This is a genomic window from Flavobacterium sp. LC2016-01 (assembly GCF_009711135.1).
GTDB lineage: Bacteria > Bacteroidota > Bacteroidia > Flavobacteriales > Flavobacteriaceae > Flavobacterium.
In genome coordinates this window covers 82,814-103,770 of sequence record NZ_WMIC01000011.1, presented here as the reverse complement: position 1 = coordinate 103,770, position 20,957 = coordinate 82,814, and the positions used below count along the sequence as shown (strand labels likewise).

The 20,957-nt window shown below is 34.1% G+C and carries 20 protein-coding genes; 16 read left to right on the top strand and 4 right to left on the bottom strand.

Going from position 1 to position 20,957, the window contains the following annotated elements; translation table 11 throughout:
- Positions 1 to 59 precede the first annotated feature (59 nt).
- The 13 genes from atpB to GKZ88_RS19770 all read left to right on the top strand — a co-directional run bounded on the left by atpB (position 60) and on the right by GKZ88_RS19770 (position 12,903).
- On the top strand, positions 60 to 1,211 hold the full coding sequence (gene atpB / locus GKZ88_RS19830; RefSeq protein WP_155104053.1) for a F0F1 ATP synthase subunit A: 1,152 nt from the start codon (positions 60 to 62) through the stop codon (positions 1,209 to 1,211).
- Positions 1,212 to 1,312: 101 nt separating this feature from the next.
- On the top strand, positions 1,313 to 1,504 hold the full coding sequence (gene atpE, locus GKZ88_RS19825) for an ATP synthase F0 subunit C (protein WP_053472986.1): 192 nt from the start codon (positions 1,313 to 1,315) through the stop codon (positions 1,502 to 1,504).
- Between the two features lie 127 nt (positions 1,505 to 1,631).
- Positions 1,632 to 2,132: a F0F1 ATP synthase subunit B gene (locus tag GKZ88_RS19820; protein ID WP_155104052.1), complete on the top strand. Its 501-nt coding sequence runs from the start codon at positions 1,632 to 1,634 to the stop codon at positions 2,130 to 2,132.
- Positions 2,133 to 2,135: 3 nt separating this feature from the next.
- Complete coding sequence (atpH, locus tag GKZ88_RS19815; protein WP_155104051.1) at positions 2,136 to 2,669, top strand: ATP synthase F1 subunit delta; 534 nt, start codon at positions 2,136 to 2,138, stop codon at positions 2,667 to 2,669.
- 38 nt (positions 2,670 to 2,707) lie between these two features.
- Positions 2,708 to 4,285 (top strand): F0F1 ATP synthase subunit alpha, encoded by a 1,578-nt coding sequence (gene atpA / locus GKZ88_RS19810; protein ID WP_155104050.1) that lies wholly within the window; start codon positions 2,708 to 2,710, stop codon positions 4,283 to 4,285.
- A gap of 83 nt (positions 4,286 to 4,368) precedes the next feature.
- Positions 4,369 to 5,229, top strand: a complete 861-nt coding sequence (gene atpG / locus GKZ88_RS19805; protein WP_155104049.1) for an ATP synthase F1 subunit gamma — start codon at positions 4,369 to 4,371, stop codon at positions 5,227 to 5,229.
- 536 nt (positions 5,230 to 5,765) lie between these two features.
- On the top strand, positions 5,766 to 6,212 hold the full coding sequence (locus GKZ88_RS19800; protein WP_155104048.1) for a GNAT family N-acetyltransferase: 447 nt from the start codon (positions 5,766 to 5,768) through the stop codon (positions 6,210 to 6,212).
- Between the two features lie 95 nt (positions 6,213 to 6,307).
- Entirely contained in the window at positions 6,308 to 7,768 is a 1,461-nt protein-coding gene (locus GKZ88_RS19795; RefSeq protein WP_155104047.1) for an oligosaccharide flippase family protein, read from the top strand.
- A 25-nt stretch (positions 7,769 to 7,793) separates the two neighbouring features.
- Positions 7,794 to 8,228, top strand: coding sequence for a dUTP diphosphatase (gene dut, locus GKZ88_RS19790; protein WP_026982444.1), 435 nt, complete (start codon positions 7,794 to 7,796; stop codon positions 8,226 to 8,228).
- Positions 8,229 to 8,401: 173 nt separating this feature from the next.
- Entirely contained in the window at positions 8,402 to 9,418 is a 1,017-nt protein-coding gene (locus GKZ88_RS19785; RefSeq protein ID WP_155104046.1) for a sugar phosphate nucleotidyltransferase, read from the top strand.
- Positions 9,419 to 9,469: 51 nt separating this feature from the next.
- Positions 9,470 to 10,819, top strand: coding sequence for a tetratricopeptide repeat protein (locus GKZ88_RS19780; RefSeq protein WP_155104045.1), 1,350 nt, complete (start codon positions 9,470 to 9,472; stop codon positions 10,817 to 10,819).
- 6 nt (positions 10,820 to 10,825) lie between these two features.
- Complete coding sequence (locus tag GKZ88_RS19775; RefSeq protein ID WP_155104044.1) at positions 10,826 to 11,608, top strand: DUF4292 domain-containing protein; 783 nt, start codon at positions 10,826 to 10,828, stop codon at positions 11,606 to 11,608.
- Positions 11,609 to 11,631: 23 nt separating this feature from the next.
- Positions 11,632 to 12,903: a peptidoglycan DD-metalloendopeptidase family protein gene (locus tag GKZ88_RS19770; RefSeq protein WP_155104043.1), complete on the top strand. Its 1,272-nt coding sequence runs from the start codon at positions 11,632 to 11,634 to the stop codon at positions 12,901 to 12,903.
- Positions 12,904 to 12,951: 48 nt separating this feature from the next.
- On the opposite strand, the gene GKZ88_RS19765 is transcribed toward GKZ88_RS19770, so the two are convergent.
- Positions 12,952 to 13,371 carry a CBS domain-containing protein gene (locus GKZ88_RS19765; RefSeq protein WP_155104042.1) on the bottom strand — a complete coding sequence of 140 codons (420 nt, stop codon included), beginning with the start codon at positions 13,369 to 13,371 and terminating at the stop codon, positions 12,952 to 12,954.
- Between the two features lie 229 nt (positions 13,372 to 13,600).
- On the opposite strand from GKZ88_RS19765, the gene rbfA reads away from it, so the two are divergent.
- From rbfA to GKZ88_RS19750, 3 genes are all read left to right on the top strand, one after another.
- Complete coding sequence (rbfA, locus tag GKZ88_RS19760; protein WP_155104041.1) at positions 13,601 to 13,993, top strand: 30S ribosome-binding factor RbfA; 393 nt, start codon at positions 13,601 to 13,603, stop codon at positions 13,991 to 13,993.
- A 1-nt stretch (position 13,994) separates the two neighbouring features.
- Positions 13,995 to 15,194, top strand: coding sequence for an FtsX-like permease family protein (locus GKZ88_RS19755; protein ID WP_155104040.1), 1,200 nt, complete (start codon positions 13,995 to 13,997; stop codon positions 15,192 to 15,194).
- Between the two features lie 169 nt (positions 15,195 to 15,363).
- Complete coding sequence (locus tag GKZ88_RS19750) at positions 15,364 to 16,791, top strand: MATE family efflux transporter (RefSeq protein ID WP_155104039.1); 1,428 nt, start codon at positions 15,364 to 15,366, stop codon at positions 16,789 to 16,791.
- A 43-nt stretch (positions 16,792 to 16,834) separates the two neighbouring features.
- Here GKZ88_RS19750 and dusB read toward each other — a convergent pair whose 3' ends face one another.
- The 3 genes from dusB to GKZ88_RS19735 all read right to left on the bottom strand — a co-directional run bounded on the left by dusB (position 16,835) and on the right by GKZ88_RS19735 (position 20,955).
- The gene (dusB, locus tag GKZ88_RS19745) at positions 16,835 to 17,827 is read right to left on the bottom strand and encodes a tRNA dihydrouridine synthase DusB (RefSeq protein WP_155104120.1); all 993 of its coding nucleotides are present in this window, start codon (positions 17,825 to 17,827) and stop codon (positions 16,835 to 16,837) included.
- A gap of 165 nt (positions 17,828 to 17,992) precedes the next feature.
- Positions 17,993 to 19,291 (bottom strand): phenylacetate--CoA ligase, encoded by a 1,299-nt coding sequence (locus GKZ88_RS19740; protein ID WP_155104038.1) that lies wholly within the window; start codon positions 19,289 to 19,291, stop codon positions 17,993 to 17,995.
- The gene (locus GKZ88_RS19735) at positions 19,288 to 20,955 is read right to left on the bottom strand and encodes a C45 family peptidase (protein ID WP_155104037.1); all 1,668 of its coding nucleotides are present in this window, start codon (positions 20,953 to 20,955) and stop codon (positions 19,288 to 19,290) included. The genes GKZ88_RS19740 and GKZ88_RS19735 overlap by 4 nt, the downstream gene beginning before the upstream one ends.
- Positions 20,956 to 20,957: the final 2 nt, after the last annotated feature.

The window sequence follows — 20,957 nt, the reverse complement described above, 5'->3', positions numbered from 1 at the left end:
TAAAAAATGTACCTTTGCACCAAATTTTAGAAACGTAAAAAATCAGATTTTCAACAGATATGGTGATTTCAAACAAACCACTCAGATTAATTCTTGTAGCTTTAGTAGCTTGTCTTCCGGTAATCGGCTTTGCTAATTCGGAAAAAGACGCTGCACATACTCAAACTGAAGTAGCTCACGAAGCTACTGCAGAAGGCCATAATGCAGAGCCAACTGACGTAAAATCTAAAATTAAAGGTTTCGTGAAACATCACGTTTTAGATTCTCATGATTTTACTTTGACTCAAGATGATGAAACAGGAAAATATTATGGTTTTCCTTTACCAGTTATTATTTGGGATAATGGTTTACAAATTTTTTCTTCATCAAAATTTAATCACGGTCATGCTGTAGCAGAATCAAACGGAAATTATTACATGATTAATCATCATGATGGTAAAATCTACAAAACCGATGCTGCTGGAACAATTACTGAAGATGAAAAAACAGGTCATCCAACAAATGTTCGCCCATTAGACTTTTCAATTACAAAAACAGTACTTTCTATTTTTATTGCGGCCTTACTAATGTTCTGGTTGTTTACAAGTTTAGCAAAGTCATATGCTAAAAACGGAGGAATTGCTTCTGGAGTTGGAAGAATTTTTGAGCCGTTAGTGGTTTTCATCCGTGATGAAGTTGCTATTCCTAATATTGGTGAAAAACATTATAAGAGATACATGAGTTATTTATTGACTATCTTTTTCTTTGTATTGTTTTTAAATATCTTCGGATTAACTCCACTAGGAATTAATGCTACTGGTAATTTAACAATTACATTCTCTTTAGCAATCATTACTTTCTTAATTACAAATCTTACTGCAAATAAAAATTACTGGGGTCACATTTTCTGGATGCCAGGTGTACCAAAACCAATGAGAATTATTTTGGCTCCAATCGAATTGTTAGGAGTTTTCATTAAACCATTCTCATTAATGATTCGTTTGTACGCGAATATCTTTGCTGGTCACATCGTATTGATGAGTATTATCGGATTAATGTTTATCTTTAAAAGCTGGATCGGAAGTAGTTTATCTTTCGGATTATCATTTGCACTTTCTATACTAGAGATTTTAGTAGCATTTTTACAAGCCTATATTTTTACAATGCTGTCTGCACTTTATTTTGGTTCAGCAGTAGAAGAGCACCACCACGAAGAGGAGGGGCACCACTAAAATTTAGATTTCAGAATTTAGATTTCAGATTGATTCAATCTAAGATCTACACTCAAAAATCTAAAATCAAATCGAATGTTTAATTTTTAATATATACATATATGAACGGTTTAAATTTCATCGGAGCTGGATTAATCGTAATCGGAGCTGCTTTAGGTATTGGTAGAATTGGTGGTTCAGCAATGGACGCTATTGCTCGTCAACCAGAAGCTTCAGGAAAAATCCAAACAGCTATGCTTATTGCTGCTGCACTTATTGAAGGTATTGGTTTCGCTGCATTATTCGCTGCTTAATTAAAACACAAAAAAACAATAGTTACAACGGTTGGTTGTAACTATTGTTTAAAAATTAAAACATTAAAATTGCTTTGTAAATTGCAATTTAAAAAGACAAAATTTAAAATTTATACTTAAATATATAATGGAAAAGTTAATAAATCAGTTCGAGTTCGGTTTGTTCTTTTGGCAAGTACTAATATTTGTTGGATTAATATTTTTATTAAAAAAATTCGCTTGGAAACCAATTCTTGATGCAGTTAATGATAGAGAACAAGGTATTAAAGATGCTTTGCTTTCTGCTGAAAGTGCAAGACAAGAAATGCAAAACTTACAAGCGGACAATTTAAGAATTTTGAACGAAGCTCGTGCAGAGCGTGACGCGATGCTTAAAGAAGCTCGAGAAATGAAAGAGAAAATGATCGCTGATTCTAAAAACGAAGCACAAGCGCAAGGTCAAAAAATGATCGAGCAAGCTAAAGCGGCTATCGAAAGCGAGAAAAATGTTGCTATGGCTGAATTGAAATCTCAAGTTTCAACTTTATCATTAAGCATTGCTGAAAAATTGTTGAAAGAAGAATTATCTAACAAAGAATCTCAAACTAAATTGGTTGAGAAAATGTTAGGTGACGTAAAGTTAAACTAAGATATGGCAAGTACAAGAGCAGCAATTCGTTATGCAAAAGCAATTCTAGACTTAGCAAACTCTAAAGGTGTTGCCGAAGCTGTTAATAACGATATGAAGTTAATTGCTTCTACAATTGATAGCAATTTAGAATTAAGTACTTTTATTCAAAACCCAACTACAAAAGTTGAAGTTAAAGAAAGTGCTCTTTTAGAAGTTTTTGCAAATGTAAATGGTATAACTAAAGGTTTATTTCATTTATTATTTGAAAACAAAAGATTCGAAATTCTAGATGCAATTGCAGTAGAATACAGTAAAGTATTTGATGAGAGTAATGGAATTGAAGTAGCAAAAGTTACGACAGCAATTCCTATGGATGCTGCTTTAGAAGCTAAAGTTTTAGCAAAAGTGGCAACATTATCAGATAAAAAAATAACAATAGAAAATATAGTAGATCCTTCAATCATTGGTGGATTTATTTTGAGAATAGGCGATAATCAATACAATGCCTCTGTTGCAAACAGATTACAAGTATTAAAAAGAGAGTTAAGTAATTAGTTTTATTACACATAAAAGTGTCTAAATTATAAATTAAGATGGCGGAAATCAAACCTGCTGAAATTTCAGCAATATTAAGAAAGCAAGTAGAAGGTTTTGAATCTGGTGCTACGCTAGAGGAAGTAGGAACAGTACTTCAAGTTGGAGACGGTATTGCTCGTATTTACGGGTTATCGAATGTACAATATGGTGAGTTAGTTGAATTTGATAACGGACTTGAAGCTATTGTATTGAACCTTGAAGAAGACAATGTTGGTGTGGTACTTTTAGGACCATCAACAGGAATCAAAGAAGGATCAACAGCAAAAAGAACTCAACGTATTGCTTCTCTTAAAGTAGGTGAGCAAATGGTAGGACGTGTTGTTAACACTCTTGGTTTTCCAATTGATGGAAAAGGACCAATTGGTGGAGACTTATACGAAATGCCTTTAGAAAGAAAAGCGCCAGGAGTTATTTTCCGTCAACCAGTAACTGAACCATTACAAACAGGAGTAAAAGCAGTTGATGCTATGATCCCAGTTGGACGTGGTCAGCGTGAGCTTGTAATTGGTGACCGTCAAACAGGTAAATCAACTGTTTGTATCGATACAATCTTGAACCAAAAAGAATTTTATGATGCAGGAAAACCTGTATTCTGTATATATGTTGCAATTGGACAAAAAGCTTCAACTGTAGCAGGAATCGCTAAAATGTTAGAAGAAAAAGGAGCAATGGCTTATACAGTTATTGTTGCTGCTAATGCTTCTGACCCAGCTCCAATGCAAGTTTATGCTCCTTTCGCAGGTGCTGCAATTGGAGAATACTTTAGAGATTCAGGTCGTCCAGCACTTATCGTGTATGATGATTTATCTAAACAAGCTGTTGCTTACCGTGAGGTTTCTCTTTTATTAAGAAGACCACCTGGACGTGAGGCTTACCCTGGAGACGTTTTCTACTTACACTCTCGTTTATTAGAGCGTGCTTGTAAAGTAATTGCTGATGATGGTATCGCTAAAAATATGAACGATTTACCAGATTCTATCAAGTCAATCGTAAAAGGTGGCGGTTCATTAACTGCATTGCCAATTATCGAAACTCAAGCTGGTGACGTTTCTGCATATATCCCAACAAACGTAATTTCGATTACAGATGGTCAGATTTTCCTTGACGGAGATTTGTTCAACTCTGGAGTTCGTCCTGCGATCAACGTAGGTATTTCTGTATCTCGTGTTGGAGGTAATGCTCAGATTAAATCAATGAAAAAAGTTTCTGGAACTTTAAAATTAGACCAAGCTCAATTCCGTGAATTAGAAGCTTTCGCTAAATTTGGTTCTGACTTGGATTCTGTTACATTAAACGTAATTGAAAAAGGAAAAAGAAACGTTGAAATCTTGAAGCAAGGTTTAAATGATCCTTATCCAGTTGAAAACCAAGTTGCAATTATTTACGCTGGTTCTAAAAACTTATTGAAAAGTGTTCCTGTAAATAAAGTAAAAGAATTTGAAGTTGATTTCTTGTCTTACTTAAACAGTAAACATAAAGATACGCTTAACGCGTTGAAAGCTGGTAAATTTGACGATAACATTACAGATGTTATTGAAAAAGCAGCAAAAGAAGTTTCAGCAAAATATAACTAATAAGACAATTAGATAATTAGATAATTGAAATGAACTTTTCAATTATCTAATTGACTAATTATCAAATTTTCTAATTAGAAAAAATGGCAAATTTAAAGGAAATCCGTAATAGAATTACTTCCGTTTCATCGACGATGCAGATTACATCGGCTATGAAAATGGTTTCTGCTGCAAAGCTTAAGAAAGCACAAGATGCAATCACTGCAATGCGACCTTATGCCGAGAAATTAACAGAGTTGCTGCAAAATCTTTCTGCTACACTTGATGGTGAAGTTGGTGGAGATTACACAACTCAGCGTGAAGTAAAAAAAGTATTGCTTGTTGCTATAACTTCAAACAGAGGGTTATGTGGAGCATTTAATGCAAATATTATTAAGGAGGTTAAAAACCGTACTGCATTTTACGCTGGAAAACAGGTTGATGTTTTTCCTATTGGTAAAAAAGGAAATGATGTTTTAAGCAAAACTTATAAAGTTCACGGACATCATAATGCAATCTTCGATCATTTAACTTTTGAAAATGTTGCTGGAATTGCAGAGAATCTGACTGAAAAATTCTTAGCTGGAGATTACGACAGAATTGAATTGATTTACAATCAGTTTAAAAATGCCGCAACTCAAATTGTTCAGACAGAGCAGTTTTTACCGCTAGCTCCAATTAAATCTGATGTACCGGTAACGGCAGGAGATTATATCTTCGAACCTTCAAAAGAAGAAATTGTATTGACTTTGATTCCAAAATCGTTAAAAACACAATTATACAAAGGTATTCGCGATTCATTTGCTTCAGAACACGGAGCACGTATGACAGCTATGCACAAAGCAACTGACAACGCAACTGAATTAAGAAACCAATTGAAATTGACTTATAACAAAGCGCGTCAGGCTGCTATTACAAACGAAATCTTAGAGATCGTTGGTGGAGCAGAAGCGTTGAACGGATAATAAGAAATCTAAAAATATAAAAAAAGCCAGCAAATATTTGCTGGCTTTTTTTTTGGTCAAAAAGAAGCCGACACCCCCAAATATCGGCTTTTTCTCTTTTATATAGAAATTGTATTGTTTTTTGTTTGTTATAAAATGGTGATTCTCAATTTACCCAAAAATTGAGAATCAATACCATTTTATAAAATTATTGTACAGATTTATCACCTCTGTTTTGCTTTGTCTTTTATGGGAACAAACTAGCTTTATTAATCCCAATGCTCTGTTTTTTTTAAGGGTTACATTTCAGCAGAATCAATCCCTTTTGCTTTGTCTTTTGTGGGAACAAACTAGCTTTATCAGTCCCAATGCTTTTCTTTTTTAAGGGTTGTATTTTAGCTTTTCTCATTCCCTTTGATACAAAGTTAATACAGAAGCAGTTGTGAAAATTTATATAATTTTTTTTCAATTTTATAGATTTCACATATGTGTTGTTTCACAATTATATATAAGGCCTAAGAAAAATTGAGTAATTTTGAGGTTTATCTTTTATTACAATGGAATTTCAAATACGAGAACTTACTACAATTGACGAAATGCTGGCACAAATCGATACCATGCGATTTCTTTATCCCAAAATTTCACTAGAAAAATATCAATCCTATCTTTTAGAAATGGTGCCTCATAATTATATTCAGATTGGAGTCTTTGATAATGATGTGTGTTTAGGGATTACGGGCTGTTGGTCGGCAACAAAACTTTGGACGGGAAAATATCTTGAGATTGATAACTTTGTTGTTAATCCAGAACATAGATCAAAAGGAATTGGAAAATTACTGACAGACTACATTGATCAAAAAGCTCTAGATTTAGGATGCAGCAGTATAGTTTTAGATGCTTTTACCGGAAATTTTGGTGCGCATCGTTTTTACTACAATCAAGGTTATGGTCCAAAAGGATTTCATTTTGTGAAAGTTCTTGACGAAAACAAACTTACTCAATAAAAAAACGCTGAACTTCTTTTATTGAACAGGCAAAATCATTAATAAACCAAAGAATTGGTTATTTTTGTTTTACGAACTTTATTATAAAAATTATTTTGGGATTATATAAAAATCTATTCAAACAAACTGCGATTTACGGACTAGCAACGGTTTTACCAAGGATGCTTAGTTTTTTATTGGTCAGATTATATACAGGTATTTTACCAACTGCAGAATATGGCGAAGTTTCGATTGTTTTGTCTTGGATGGTTTTCTTCAATGTTGTCCTTTCTTACGGAATGGAGACTGCTTTTTTCAGATTCTACAGTGCTGAAGAAGACAAGAAAAATGTAATTGCAACTTCTACGATTTCTATTTTTTGGTCATCAATTGGGTTTTTATTTGCAGCTTTAATTTTTAGAAATACACTTGCAACTTGGGCCGAAGTCGATGTACAGTATGTTACATATTCGGTTTGGATTTTAGTTTTAGATGCTTTGGTTTTAGTACCTTTTTCTAAGCTTAGAGCCAACCAACGCCCAATGGTTTATGCTGCAATTAAGATTGGAAATGTCATAATCAATTTATTGCTGAATATTTTCTTTTTGATGTATTTGCCAAAACTAGCAGCTTCACATCCTAATTCGGTTTGGGATAATTTATATGTTGAGAATTTCCAAATTGCCTATATTTTCATTGCTAATCTTTTGGCAAGTTTGGCCACTTTTATTGTGCTTTCGCCAAATTACCTTTCGCTTGGACGAAAGTTTGATCCAGAACTTTGGAAAAGAATGATGAAATACGGACTTCCAATTTTGGTAGCTGGATTGGCTTTTGCCGTAAACGAGCATTTTGATAAAATCCTTCTAGGTTATCTGCTTCCTGAAAATTTAGCAAAATCTGAAGTAGGTGCCTATTCAGCTTGTTACAAATTAGGATTATTCATGGTTCTTTTTGCAACTGCTTTCAGATTAGGAATCGAGCCTTTCTTTTTCAGCCATGCTAAAAATGAAAATGCGCCTCAGACATATGCCGTAATCACGAAATATTTTGTGATTTTAGGTTCGTTGATTTTATTAGGCGTTATCGTTTTTGCAGATGTTTTAAAATATTTATTGTTAGATAACAAATCCTATTGGGAGGCGATGAAGGTTGTACCGCTGATTATTTTGGCAAACTTCTTTTTAGGGATTTATAACAACTTATCGGTTTGGTATAAACTGACTGATAAAACTAAAATTGGGGCTTACATTTCTATTGTCGGTGCAATTGTTACTTTGGTTTTAAATTATTTTTTAATCCCAAAATACAGTTACTATGGTTCTGCAATTGCCACTATTTCAGCTTACGGAAGCATGATGCTTATCTCTTATATTCTAGGAAATAAATATTATCCGATCCCTTATGATATGAACAAGATTGGAGCTTATTTAGGTGTTTCAATAGTATTCTCCATAATTTCATTTTACGGATTCAGAGAGAAATATTATGTTGGAATTCCGCTTCTTTTAATTTTTATGTATATGGTTTATCATTACGAAAAAGATACCATAAAAGGAATACTAAAGAAAAAATAAGTCCGTTTTAAAATTTAAATTACAAATGAAAATACAAATCATCAATAAATCACAGCACGACTTGCCAAACTACGAAACTATTGCTTCGGCAGGAATGGATTTGCGTGCTAATTTAACAGAATCGATTACGCTAAAACCTTTAGAAAGAACAATTGTAAAAACGGGACTTTTTATTGAATTGCCAATTGGCTATGAAGCGCAGGTTAGACCAAGAAGCGGACTTGCAGCAAAAAAAGGTGTAACGGTTTTAAATTCTCCAGGAACGGTAGATGCCGATTATAGAGGTGAGATAGGTGTGATTTTGGTAAATTTATCAAATGAAGAATTCGTTGTTGAAAACGGAGAAAGAATTGCACAATTAATTATTGCTAAACACGAAAGAGCAGAGTGGATTGAAGTTGAAGAACTTTCAGAAACTTCAAGAGGCGAAGGCGGTTTTGGAAGTACAGGCGTTAAATAGTTTTCAGTCGCAGTCACAGTAATCATTTCTGTGCTTTGCGATCTTAAAAATAAAATGAAAAACTTAGCATTCTTCGCGAATCCCGATAGCTATCGGGATTGCGGACTTTGCGTTAAAATTAGAACCAACTCAAGAAGATTTTGAAATCTTCCCATAAAAAAATAAATACAAAGATGAAAATAATCGTTCCAATGGCCGGACGTGGCTCAAGACTTCGTCCACATACCCTAACAGTTCCAAAACCATTAATTCCTGTTGCAGGAAAATCGATCGTTCACCGTTTAGTTGAAGATATTGCAAAAATATTAAAAGAACCAATCGAAGAAGTTGCTTTTATTTTAGGTGATGAAGCTTTTTTTGGTGAAGATGTTGTAACAAGTTTGCAGGATTTGGCTAAAGGTCTTGGAGCAAAAGCGTCTATTTACCGTCAGGATTTGCCTTTAGGAACAGGTCACGCAATTATGTGTGCCAAAGAATCGCTGTCTGGTCCTGCAGTTATTGCTTACGCAGATACTTTAATTAGAGCTGATTTTGAATTAGATCCTCAGGCAGATGCTGTAATTTGGGTAAAACAAGTGGATCAGCCAGAAGCTTTTGGAGTTGTAAAATTGAATCAGAATAATGAAATTATAGAATTGGTTGAAAAACCAAAAGAGTTTGTAAGTGATTTAGCGGTTATCGGAATTTACTATTTCAAAGAAGTTGGAGATTTGAAAAAAGAACTTCAGGGTGTTTTAGATAATAATATCCAAAATGGAGGTGAATATCAAATCAATGACGGAATCAAAGCGATGATGGCCAACGGAAAAGTTTTCAAAACCGGAAGCGTTGACGAATGGATGGATTGCGGAAACAAAGATGTTACAGTTGAAACAAATACCAGAATGCTTGGTTTTTTACATAACGACGGAGAGCATTTAGTAGATTATAATGTAACATTAGAAAATGCTACAATTATTCCGCCATGTTATATTGGTGAAAATGTTGTGCTGAAAAATGCAACCGTTGGACCAAATGTTTCGTTAGGAAAAGGATGCCGCGTTACAGACAGTTCTATTAAAAATAGCTTAATACAAACTTATTCTCAAATAAAAAACGCTAACTTAGACAATGCGATGATTGGAAATCATGTTAGTTATGACGGAAAGTTTACAAGCGTAAGCATTGGAGATTATTCTGTTTTAGAATAAAAGAGAGTTTCAGCAGTTTCTTTTTGGTTTAAAAATGAAATTATAAAAAGAATGAAAAAAGGCGTTTTGGTCATTTTATTTTTCGTTTTGCTTAGCAATTCAAACTCGGTTTTGGCTCAAACAGAACCGGAAGATATTGCTATGGCGCCTGATGAATATCAAGATGCTTTTTATGAATCTTTGAAACAAAAAGGAATCGAAAATTACGATAAAGCCTTAGTATCATTAGAAAAGTGTATAAAACTAAAACCGAATGATGCTGTTGCTTATTTTGAATTAGGAAAAAATTATCTGGCTTTAAAAGAGTATCAAAACGCAAGTACTGCTTTTGAAAAGGCGACAGAATTAAATCCTAAAAATAAATGGTATTGGCTTGGAATTTATGACGTAAGTTATGAAACCAAGAATTATCCGCTGGCAATAGAAACGATTCAAAAAATTATTGTTTTTGACGAAGAGTATAAAGATGATTTGATATCGCTTTATATGATTACAAATCAATTTGACAAAGCGCTTGTCGCGATTAACGAAATGAACGATAAATTTGGAAAATCTGAAGATCGTGATCGTTATAAAATGCAGATTCTATCTCAAGGCAAATATCAAAATGCTGAAATTTCTAATTTGATTGATCAGATAAAAAAGAATCCAAAGGAAGAGTCAAATTATCTGAATCTGATTATTTTATATTCAAAATCAGATGATAATGATAAGGCTTTAGAAGTTGCGACAAAATTGGCAAAAGAAGTTCCAAATTCTGAATGGGCGCAGGTAAGTTTGTTTAAAACCTATTTAGATGCAAACCAGGCTGATAAAGCGATTAAGTCAATGAATATTATTTTGGCAAGTTCAAAAATTGATTCAAAAATTAAGCACAGAACTTTGAATGAATTTTTGATTTATACCAATAAGAATCCGCAATATGCTCCAGATTTGGAGAAAGCAATTTCCTATTTTGACAATGATCCGAATGTGGACGTTGCAAAAGAAATTGGAAAATTTTATCACAGCAAAGGCCAGTATGAAAATGCAATTAAATATTATGAAAAAGATTTAAAATCAAATTCAGATACCGACCGCGAAACCAATTTGCTTTTGCTCGAAGCCTACACACAGGCAAAACAATTTGAACCAATGACAAAAAGAGCAATGACTATGATTGAAGTTTACCCAAGTCAACCGCAATTTTATTATTATGCAGGACTGGGAAACAATCAGTTAAAACAATTTAAGAATGCAAAAACCGTTTTAGAAATGGGCCTCGATTATGTTGTCGATGATAAAAAGCTGGAAGCAAATTTTAATATTCAGTTAGGAGAGGCTTATAATGGACTGGGAGACGCCAAGAAAAAAGAGGAGTACTTTTTGAAGGCTAGTGAGTTATTAAAACAAAAGAAGTAAGAAAAGATGAAGAGATATATAGCAATAGTATTGCTTTCGGTTTTAGCTGTTTCATGTAAATCAAAGGCCGTTGCAGTACAAAACAATAATGTCAAGACTGAAGAAGCACCAAAAGAAGATAAAAAAGTAATTGAAAAACATTACAATAATAAGTTAGATTTTTCGACTTTAAGCATTAAAGCCAATGCAAGATATGAAGATGAGAAGCAAAGCCAGAATGTTAATGCGGATATCAAAATTGAAAAAGACAAACAGATTTTAATAAGCATTCGTGTTTTGGGAATTACGATGGCTAAAGCTTTGATTACCCCAACCACGGTGAGTTATTATGAAAAAATAAAAGGCACCTATTACGAAGGTGATTTTACCAGTTTAAGCCAATGGCTTGGAACTGAACTTAATTACGGTAAGGTGCAGAATTTGTTAGTAGGAGAGGCGCTTGATGATTTGAGAAAAGGAAAATATACGCAGACAATTGTCGAAAATCTTTTTAGATTAGAAGATGAAAAAGATGATAAACTGAAAAAGGTATTTTATCTAGATTCTGAAAAATATTTAATTCAGAAAGAAGAAATTTCACAAGCCTCAGAAAATATAAATCTTGAGATTATGTACTCTGACATTAAAACATACAATCAGGGAACGCTTCCAACGAATATTGAAATTAATGCGGTACAGCCAAAAGGGAAAACCAATATTAATTTAAATTATAATAATATTTCATTTAATGAAGAACTTTCTTTTCCTTATAGTGTTCCAAGTGGGTATAAAAAAGTTATAATTAAGTAAATTTGCAAAAAGAAAACAGAAACATGCCAAAATTTCTCCTAAGCCTAATTTTTATTTGTGCCACTACTTTTATGTGGGCACAGGATTCGCAGCAAGAAAAACTTGAACAGCGTAAAGCGCAAATTCAGCAGGAAATTAGAGATAACGAAAAAATGCTGCAGTCTGTAAAGAAACAAGAAAAATCAGCTGTAAATGTATTTATGATTCAGGCGAATAAAATTAAGCTGAAAGAAAAACTGATTAATACAACGGCAAAACAAGAAAGACTTATCAGTAATGATATGTATATTAATCAGGTTCAGGTTAATAAACTGAAAAAAGAATTGGCGGTTTTAAAAGAGGATTATGCAAAAATGATTCTTAAATCATACAAAAGCCGTTCAGAGCAGAGCCGTGCCATGTTTATTTTATCTTCCGAAAGTTTTTTACAGGCTTATAAAAGAGCGCAATATTTAAAACAGTATACGAATTACAGAAAAAATCAAGGTTTAGAAATTCAGTCTAAAACAGCTCAGTTAGTTGATTTTAATGCAAAACTTGACGGTCAGAGAAAAGTTAAGAAAAAAATCATCGCTGAAAATCAAAAAGAAAAACAAAGTTTAGAAATTGAAAAGAAAGAACAGCAAAAATTAGTGAACGCCCTTAAAAAGGATAAAAACAAAATTATTGCCGATACTAAAGCTAAACAACAAGAATCAAGAAGAATTGATGCAAAAATCAAAGATCTTATTCGTGAACAAATTAGGTTAGCAAACCAGAAAGCAGAAGAAGAAAGAAGAAAAAGAATTGCAGAGGGTAAAACTACAGAAAGTAATGATCCACCTGTTCGAAGCATTTCTTCAGATAAGATTGCATTGACACCTGAAGGTAAAATTCTAGCGGCAGACTTTAAGGCAAACCGCGGAAAATTGCCATGGCCAGTTGAAAAAGGATTTATTTCCCTTGCATACGGAGATCAGCCTCACCCGCTGCATCCTTCAATTACAGTACACAATTCAGGAGTTGAGATTACAACAGAAGATGGTGCCACTGCACGTGCAGTATTTGAAGGAGTGGTCTCAAAAGTTATTGCATTGTCTCCAGTAAATAGAGCAGTTTTTATTCAGCATGGAGATTATTTTACTGTTTATCAGAATCTGAGTCAGGTTTTTGTAGAACAAGGAGATAAGGTAAAAATTAAACAAAGTCTTGGAAAAGTAAGAACCAGCGGTGATACAGGAAAAACTGTAATTAAATTTTTGATTCTTCAGAATACATCAAACAACAATCCGGAAGGATGGCTGCAAAACAGATAAAAAAAAGGGAGCTTAACGGCTCCCTTTTTTCGTAAGTTTAAGTTTGGATTAATCGTATTGTTCCAGTAAATATTTTATAACATCGGTTGTTGTCACAATTCCTTTAAGTTCTTCATGATCAACAACAGGTAAAGCGTGAAAATCTTCTTTTGAAAAAATTTCTGCCAAATCTTTAATAATCATATCCGAAGGAACTGTTCTGGGTTTTGAGGTCATTACTTGAGAAATGGACAGCATATCAAGAATAGCTGCATCTGCGCCTTCTTGTCCGTCAAACAAAGCTCCAAAAGTAAGACGGTTGACGTCTGTGCGGCTGATAATACCAACCACTTCTTTTCCCTTAACAATTGGAATATGTCGAATTGTATTTTTCTTTAATTTTTCAACTACTGTTTTTAAATCATCTTTTTCATTTGCAGTCACTACGGTTTTTGTCATAATGTGACTTATTGGTTCTCTCTTTTTCATGATAAATAAGTTGTAATGTTTACCTCAAAGTTCGACAAAGAAAATCAGTAAAAACATGATCTTTATCAGGTTTACTATCTGAAAATTAGATATTTAAGTTTTTTTTAATTCTGAAGCAAAAGAAGAAATGAATGCAAAACGGAAATAAAAGCAATTTTAAGTTTGAAAAATCAATCTATATCTTGATTTGAAATTAACCTATTGAATTTAAAAATAGTATTTTTGCATTATGGAAACAAATAGACAGAAAAAAATAGGCGGTGTCATCCAGAAAGATTTGGTTGATATCTTGCAAGGTGAAGTGCGAAAAAACGGAATTACCAATTTAGTAATTTCAGTATCCAAAGTTAGTGTTACAACAGATTTGTCTGTGGCTACAGTATATTTAAGCATTTTTCCTCAAGAAAAAGCCCAAGAAACTTTAGACGGTATAAAATCAAATTCGACTTTAATTAAGCATGATTTATCACAGCGCGTGCGTTTACAGTTGCGCCGTGTACCAAACTTGGTATTTTTTATCGATGACTCATTAGATTATATCGAAAAAATCGATAACGCTTTATCTAACAGAGAAAACCCAATTGAAAACCGTGATCTTTTAGACAAAAGAAGAAAATCATAAATTGAATTTCCCCCTTTACATAGCCAAACGTTATATTTTTAGCAAAAGTAAAAACAATGCTATTAATATCATTAACCGAATTGCCAGCATGGGAATCATCGTTGGTACAATGGCTTTGTTTGTGGTTTTATCAGTTTTTAGCGGTTTAAAGGTTTTTAGTCTTTCGTTTACAAATGAAATCGACCCTGATTTAAAAATGACAAGTACGTACGGAAAATCATTTTTAATTACACCAGATCAGGAAAATCAGATTAAGAAAATTGATGGTGTTGTTTCGTACACTAAAATTATAGAAGAGCGCGTTTTGTTTTTGTTTAAAGACAAACAAAAAGTTACCTATTTAAAAGGAGTTGACCGTAATTATCCCGTAGTCAACGATATCAGAAAAAAGCTTTTCACAGGACAATGGCTAAAACCAGATACGTATCAGGTTGTAATTGGTTACGGCATTTCGCGTGATTTTTCGTTGGGCGTTCTTGATTTCGAAAATCCGCTCCAGATATTTGCTCCAAAACCAGGAAAAGGAGCAATTGAAAATCCTGATGATGCTTTTACAAAAACAGATGTTCTTCCGGTTGGAATTTATTCAATAAGTGAAGATTTAGATTCAAAATATGTTTTTGCCGATTTAGGTTTGGTACAAGAATTATTAATGTACAAACCAAATCAAATTTCGGGCGTTGAATTTAATTTAGAAGATAATGCAAATGAAAATGCCGTAAGATCACAGCTAGAAAGTATTTTCAAAAATAAAGTCACGCTTAAAAACCGAGCACAGCTGAATGAATCTTTGTATAGAATGCTAAACACCGAAAATATCGCTGTTTACCTGATTTTTACCTTAGTAATTATTGTGGCACTTTTTAATTTGATTGGCGCTTTAATTATGATGATTTTAGAGAAGAAAGGAAATCTGAAAACCCTTTTTAATCTTGGAACAGAAATTAGCCATCTGCGAAAAATATTCTTGCTTCAAGGAACTTTGCTGAGTGTTTTTGGAGGCATAATCGGACTTGTATTAGGTGTCATTCTGGTATTGCTGCAGCAAAAATATTCACTTATTATGATCACGCCAACATTAGCGTTTCCGGTTGTTTTTACAATTGAAAACATATTGATTGTTTTAGGAACTATTATTTCTCTAGGCTTTCTGGCATCCTTAATTGCTTGCAGCCGAGTAAGTAAAAAGCTGCTGGATTAATATTTCTGGCTAAAAAATATTCCATATATTTATCGTCTCAAAAAATTAGCGCATATGATTGTTTCTGCCTAATCCTAGTTTATCTTTTAGAATAATTAGGATACTTACGTTTTTTTACGCGTTCAGATTATTGCATCTGAACATATATTTTCATTTATCCTAGCTTATCATGACAGAAACTACAATACAGAAAAGCTTCTTTTCTAAAATTTTCACCACTTTAAAACAAGCCTTAAAAGGCGACGAATCGTTTGATTATACTTCGGGAAGTATAAAAAAAGCTGTAATTCTCCTTGCCATTCCGATGGTTTTGGAAATGATGATGGAATCGGTTTTTGCTTTAGTCGATTTATATTTCGTCGGACATTTAAAACATAGCAGTTTTGCAATTCAAACCGTTGGATTAACCGAATCAGTTTTAACGATTATATATTCGCTCGCAATAGGAATGAGCATGGCAGCAACTGCTGTAGTAGCAAGACGAATTGGAGAAAAAGATCCAGTCGCAGCAGCTAAAGCCGGAATGCAGGCCATAATTGTTGCAATTGCCGTAAATGCTATAATGAGTGTCTTGGGAATTATTTATGCCAAAGATATATTGTTGCTGATGGGTGCATCTGTCGAAGCTGCCGAACATGGTTTTAGATTCACTCAAATTATGATTGGTTCGAGTTTATGCATTATGCTTTTGTTCTTGATCAACGGAATTTTTCGTGGAGCAGGAAATGCAGCAATTGCAATGAAAAGTCTTTGGATTGCCAATATCTGCAATATCATTTTATGTCCAATTTTAATTAACGGTTTTGGACCAATTCCTGCTTTCGGACTGATTGGTGCTGCTTTGGCAACAACTATCGGACGAAGCATTGGGGTTTTATATCAGGTTTATCATTTGTTTTTTGGGAACGGAATTTTAAAAATCAAGATTCCATATTTCGCGCCTGATTTCACACAAATAAAAGCTTTAGTAAAAATCGCAGCACCGGGAATTTTACAGTTTGTAATCGCTTCCTGCAGTTGGATTTTCTTGGCGCAATTAGTGGCGACAACTGGTGGTGATCATGGTTCTGCAGGTTATCAGACCGCGCTTAGAATTATGATGTTTTTTATTCTTCCTGCTTGGGGATTGAGTAATGCAGCTGCTACTTTGGTCGGACAAAATTTAGGAGCGAAACAGATTGAACGTGCCGAAAAATCAGTTTATACAACCGCGCGTTACAATGTCATTTTCATGGCGACAATTATGGTAATTACTTTGGTTTTTGGACAATATATTATTTCGTTTTTCACAAATGATAATCAGGTAAAAACCGTTGCCATTGAAGCGTTGCAGATCATGAGTATCGGATTTATTTTCTACGGAATTGGAATGGTTTTAATCAATACTTTCAATGGAGCAGGAGACACTTGGACGCCAACCGGAATTAACTTCTTCGGATTTTGGCTGTTCCAAATTCCGCTGGCATTTGTATTAGCCAAACATTTCAATATGGGACCAACAGGCGTTTTTATTGCAATTCCGGTTGCTGAAACTGCTATTACTCTAGCTGGAATTTTTTTCTATAAAAGAGGAAAGTGGAAACGAGTTCAAGTATAAAAAATAAAAAGACCTTCAATTTGAAGGTCTTTTTTTATGCTTTTTAAGCAAATTCATATCCAGCATAAACCTGTTCGATTTCTTTCATAATGGAGAATAAATCTTCAGGTGCATCAGTTGTAACTAATTTTTGCTTGAATTCTTTGAACGAATGAATTCCTTTGAAATAATTGGTATAATGACGACGCATTTCTACAATTCCTAGACGTTCACCTTTCCAGTCCATCGACCATTGCAAATGATTTCTGGCAGCTTCAACACGATCAATTACGGTTGGAGCAGGCAAGTGTTCACCAGTTTTGAAATAATGCTTTATTTCGTTAAAAATCCACGGATAACCAATCGCGGCACGGCCAATCATGATACCGTCAATTCCGTATTCGTTTTTATATTTTAATGCTTTTTCCGGACTGTCGATATCGCCGTTTCCAAAAATAGGCATTGTAATTCTCGGGTTGTTTTTTACACGTGCAATATGCGACCAATCAGAGTGGCCTTTGTACATTTGAGCACGAGTTCTGGCGTGAATTGTCAAAGCCTGAACACCAATGTCCTGAAGTCTTTCAGCAACTTCATCAATATTAATCGAGCTTTCGTCCCAGCCTAAACGCGTTTTTACCGTAACAGGCAAATCTGTACTTCTGATAACGGCTTTGGTCAAACGCACCATCAAATCAACATCTTTCAAAACTCCGGCACCGGCACCTTTGCAAACCACTTTTTTTACTGGACATCCAAAATTAATATCCACCAAATCTGGTTTTACTGTAGAAACGATTTTTGACGAAAGTGCCATCGCTTCTTCATCTCCTCCAAAAATCTGGATTCCAACCGGACGCTCATAATCAAAAATATCCAGCTTCATTCTGCTTTTGATTGCATCACGAATTAATCCTTCTGACGAAATGAATTCAGAATACATCATGTCAGCACCGTGCGTTTTGCATAATCTGCGAAACGGCGGATCGCTCACATCTTCCATTGGAGCAAGTAATAAAGGAAATTCGGGTAATTCTATGTTGCCAATCTTGACCATCTTCATAATTTTTTGCAAAATTACAACATTTAGTTCAATTCACAGCAAAACATTTAATGGGCTGTAAATAAACCATATAAGTAATATAAGTTCATTTAATTAAAATGCTTTTCAACGCAATCTTTTAAATAAACTTATATTACTTATATGGTGAAAAATAAGTTTCTATGTGGTAGTCTTTCGGTAATCAAAAAACCGAATGGGTTTTCGGCTCATTGGATTAAAAACTAGCGGGTTTAAAGTTTCTTTTGAGGCAAATTCTATTTTTGGAGTTACTCTCAGTTTGGCTCTAAAGTGGTCTTTTATTTCCTGAAGAAATTCTGGAGTTTGATTTTTTACTGCGATTTTTATCAGGATTTCATCGGTGCCTAAATCGTTCGTCGAGATTTCGATTAAATGATTTTCGATAGTATCAAAACTGCTCAAAACATCATTCATCGCTGGCGGATACAGTGTTGTTCCTTTGTATTTTATCATTTGTTTTTTGCGGCCAACAACTGGCCCAACGCGCAACGTATTTCTGCCGCAGGCGCAAGGTTCGTCATGAAGCTGGACAATATCTCCAGTTTTAAAACGCAGTAAAGGCATTGCTTCAATTCCTAAAGTGGTAAAAGTAAGTTCGCCTGTTTCTCCATTTTTTACCGGCTGATTATTTTCGTCTAAAACTTCAACAATAATCAATTCTGGGTGATGATGCCCGCCTTGACCATGTTCACATTCTGTAAAAGCGGTGCTCATTTCGGTTGAAGCATAAGTTGAAAACAACTTAATTTTCCATTTATCTGTAATTTTTTTCGACAAAATATTCATTGAAAAATCTTGTTCTCTCAAAGATTCTCCAATACAGATGGCACCTTTTATGCTCGAATTATTATAATCGATTCCGTGAATTTCGGCGTATTCAATTAATTTTAAAAGGAAAGAAGGAACCGTAATTAAATAACTCGGATTGTATTTTAAAATCGAATCCCACTGCATTTCCGGAATTCCGGCACCAACGCGAATTACCCCGACTTTCAGTTTTCTTAAACCCAGAAAATAGGCAAGTCCAGCCATAAATTTTCTGTCAATTGTGGTCATTAATTGAACGACGTCGCCTTCTGCAATTCCAGCGCAGGCAAACGAAATAGCTTCGTTATATGCTAATCGGTCCAAATCAGAATCGGTTAAACCAAAAGTTACCGGATCGCCTAAAGTTCCTGAAGTTGAAGCATAATCAATGACTTTATGTTGTGGAACGCACAAAAAATCGTCGTTGTATTGCTGTAAATCTTCTTTGGTTGTTACGGGCAGAAATTGTAAATCTTCTAAAGTTTTTACTTTCGAAATATCAATATTTTGTCCTGCAAAAAGTCTTTTGTAGAAAGGAGAATTCGCAGCGATATATGCTAAAAGCTCCGTTAATTTTTGTTCCTGAAAAACTTTAATTTCGTCTAAAGAATTTTTTTCTATTGCTGGAATCATTGTAATTTTCTTTTGAGTTTTTTTAAATATTTTTCAATTTTTGCCTTTTCAGGAGCCGTAGTAATTTCTTTTGTCAGTGCTTTTTCAAAATTTATTTGAGCCGCACGGAATTGTTTTTTTTGATAAAAGTACAACCCTGCTTTGTAATATACAACCCAATAATCTGGGTTTAGCGATTGATACTGCTGCAGAAATTCGGGCGAGATTGTTTCTTCTTTTTTAAGATACAAATCCATTTGGTGATTTTCGGCTTTAAACTTTTTATAGTTTTGAAAAGCTTCTGTTTTTATAAAAGGATCTTTGGCGATATTTAAATTTTCCTGTTCAAATGAAATCGCGGTATTTGTTTTTCTGCCATTAAAAATAGAATCCAAATTATAACAAACAAATTCACCAAGCTGAAATGGATTCGCCGAAACCCAAACTAGTTTTTCTTTCGGTTTAAAAATAATGCCGTGATGCGCCAGCAATTGATTCAGCGCTTTTTCATTACCAAAACCAAGCGGAATATTGTTTAAACCGTTTTTATCTCTAAGAATTTCCGAAGCAATTTCAGGATTTATTTTTTTGTTTTCAGATAAAAGTTCTTCCATTCTTTCAAAGCGATATTCAGAGTGACTGTCTGCAATTTGTGCCTGATTTCGTTTTTCATTTTTGAATGTTTCACTCTGAAAATGGTTCGAACAAATTAATTGATTGCTGTTTGGAACTTCATAAACGTCTATTTTTTTGGGCGAAACTTCTATTAAAACAGCTTTATTGTCTTGCGCACTTCCCACCATAATTGATTCAGAAACAAAGACAGATCGTTTTTTTGCAATGGCAACCGCTTCATCAATAGTTGAAGCATGCTGTAAAATTTCGCGGGTCAAGATTGAAATTGGCGTTTTGGCACTCATCGGAATTTCTGATTTTGCCGCATTAATCGTAACGGTCAAGCCTTGCTGATTCATTCCAGAAACAGCGCCAATCATTCCGGGCCAGGAAACCATCATAAAATTATAACCTTGTTCTGGTTTTACAAAAGCAATAATTTTATTTTCGGCGAAAGCATCGTTAACATAAAAATCAAAATTGCGCCCGAGAATTAAATTTCCGTCTTCCGATTTTTCGCCCCAAGCCGCAAAAGACGAACAGCCAACTAAAGCCAAATCCTGCAGAGCGTGCCCAATGTCGTGCGCCGCATGCAGATACAAACCGCGCTGATACTGTGGTGCAATATTGTCAAAATCGTGCGAAGTGTATTGTGAAACCCCAAAAATCTCTGTTTGATATTCTTCGGGAACATTGGCATATAATTTTCGGTTGTACCATTTTAAAAAATGACGCAGCAATTTTTGTTCAAATTTCGACGGAATTAAATCTTTTATTTTGGAGAAAAATATTTGCTGTTGTTTTTGCAGAAGCGAATCAGATAAGGCGCCGGTGTTGAGGCCAATTTCTAAAGGATCACCTTCAACATATAATTCCCAAAGTCCCTGTTTATTTTTTAAAAGTGAATTATTTCCTGAAATAAAAATGCTGTCTGAAAGTTTTGTAACAATAGGTTTTGTCGCATTATAACTGGAAATATCGGGCTGATGATTTTTTGACTTTGATGTACCGCAGGAAATCAGAATTCCTAAAAAACCGAGGAAGAAAAGATATGTAATTCGGTTTTTCATAA

Coding starts and splice junctions, on each gene's coding strand:
- atpB (WP_155104053.1), top strand. CDS start 60: ATGGTGATTTCAAACAAACCACTCAGATTAATTCTTGTAGCTTTAGTA.
- atpE (WP_053472986.1), top strand. CDS start 1,313: ATGAACGGTTTAAATTTCATCGGAGCTGGATTAATCGTAATCGGAGCT.
- GKZ88_RS19820 (WP_155104052.1), top strand. CDS start 1,632: ATGGAAAAGTTAATAAATCAGTTCGAGTTCGGTTTGTTCTTTTGGCAA.
- atpH (WP_155104051.1), top strand. CDS start 2,136: ATGGCAAGTACAAGAGCAGCAATTCGTTATGCAAAAGCAATTCTAGAC.
- atpA (WP_155104050.1), top strand. CDS start 2,708: ATGGCGGAAATCAAACCTGCTGAAATTTCAGCAATATTAAGAAAGCAA.
- atpG (WP_155104049.1), top strand. CDS start 4,369: ATGGCAAATTTAAAGGAAATCCGTAATAGAATTACTTCCGTTTCATCG.
- GKZ88_RS19800 (WP_155104048.1), top strand. CDS start 5,766: ATGGAATTTCAAATACGAGAACTTACTACAATTGACGAAATGCTGGCA.
- dut (WP_026982444.1), top strand. CDS start 7,794: ATGAAAATACAAATCATCAATAAATCACAGCACGACTTGCCAAACTAC.
- GKZ88_RS19785 (WP_155104046.1), top strand. CDS start 8,402: ATGAAAATAATCGTTCCAATGGCCGGACGTGGCTCAAGACTTCGTCCA.
- GKZ88_RS19780 (WP_155104045.1), top strand. CDS start 9,470: ATGAAAAAAGGCGTTTTGGTCATTTTATTTTTCGTTTTGCTTAGCAAT.
- GKZ88_RS19775 (WP_155104044.1), top strand. CDS start 10,826: ATGAAGAGATATATAGCAATAGTATTGCTTTCGGTTTTAGCTGTTTCA.
- GKZ88_RS19770 (WP_155104043.1), top strand. CDS start 11,632: ATGCCAAAATTTCTCCTAAGCCTAATTTTTATTTGTGCCACTACTTTT.
- GKZ88_RS19765 (WP_155104042.1), bottom strand. CDS start 13,371: ATGAAAAAGAGAGAACCAATAAGTCACATTATGACAAAAACCGTAGTG.
- rbfA (WP_155104041.1), top strand. CDS start 13,601: ATGGAAACAAATAGACAGAAAAAAATAGGCGGTGTCATCCAGAAAGAT.
- GKZ88_RS19750 (WP_155104039.1), top strand. CDS start 15,364: ATGACAGAAACTACAATACAGAAAAGCTTCTTTTCTAAAATTTTCACC.
- dusB (WP_155104120.1), bottom strand. CDS start 17,827: ATGGTCAAGATTGGCAACATAGAATTACCCGAATTTCCTTTATTACTT.
- GKZ88_RS19740 (WP_155104038.1), bottom strand. CDS start 19,291: ATGATTCCAGCAATAGAAAAAAATTCTTTAGACGAAATTAAAGTTTTT.
- GKZ88_RS19735 (WP_155104037.1), bottom strand. CDS start 20,955: ATGAAAAACCGAATTACATATCTTTTCTTCCTCGGTTTTTTAGGAATT.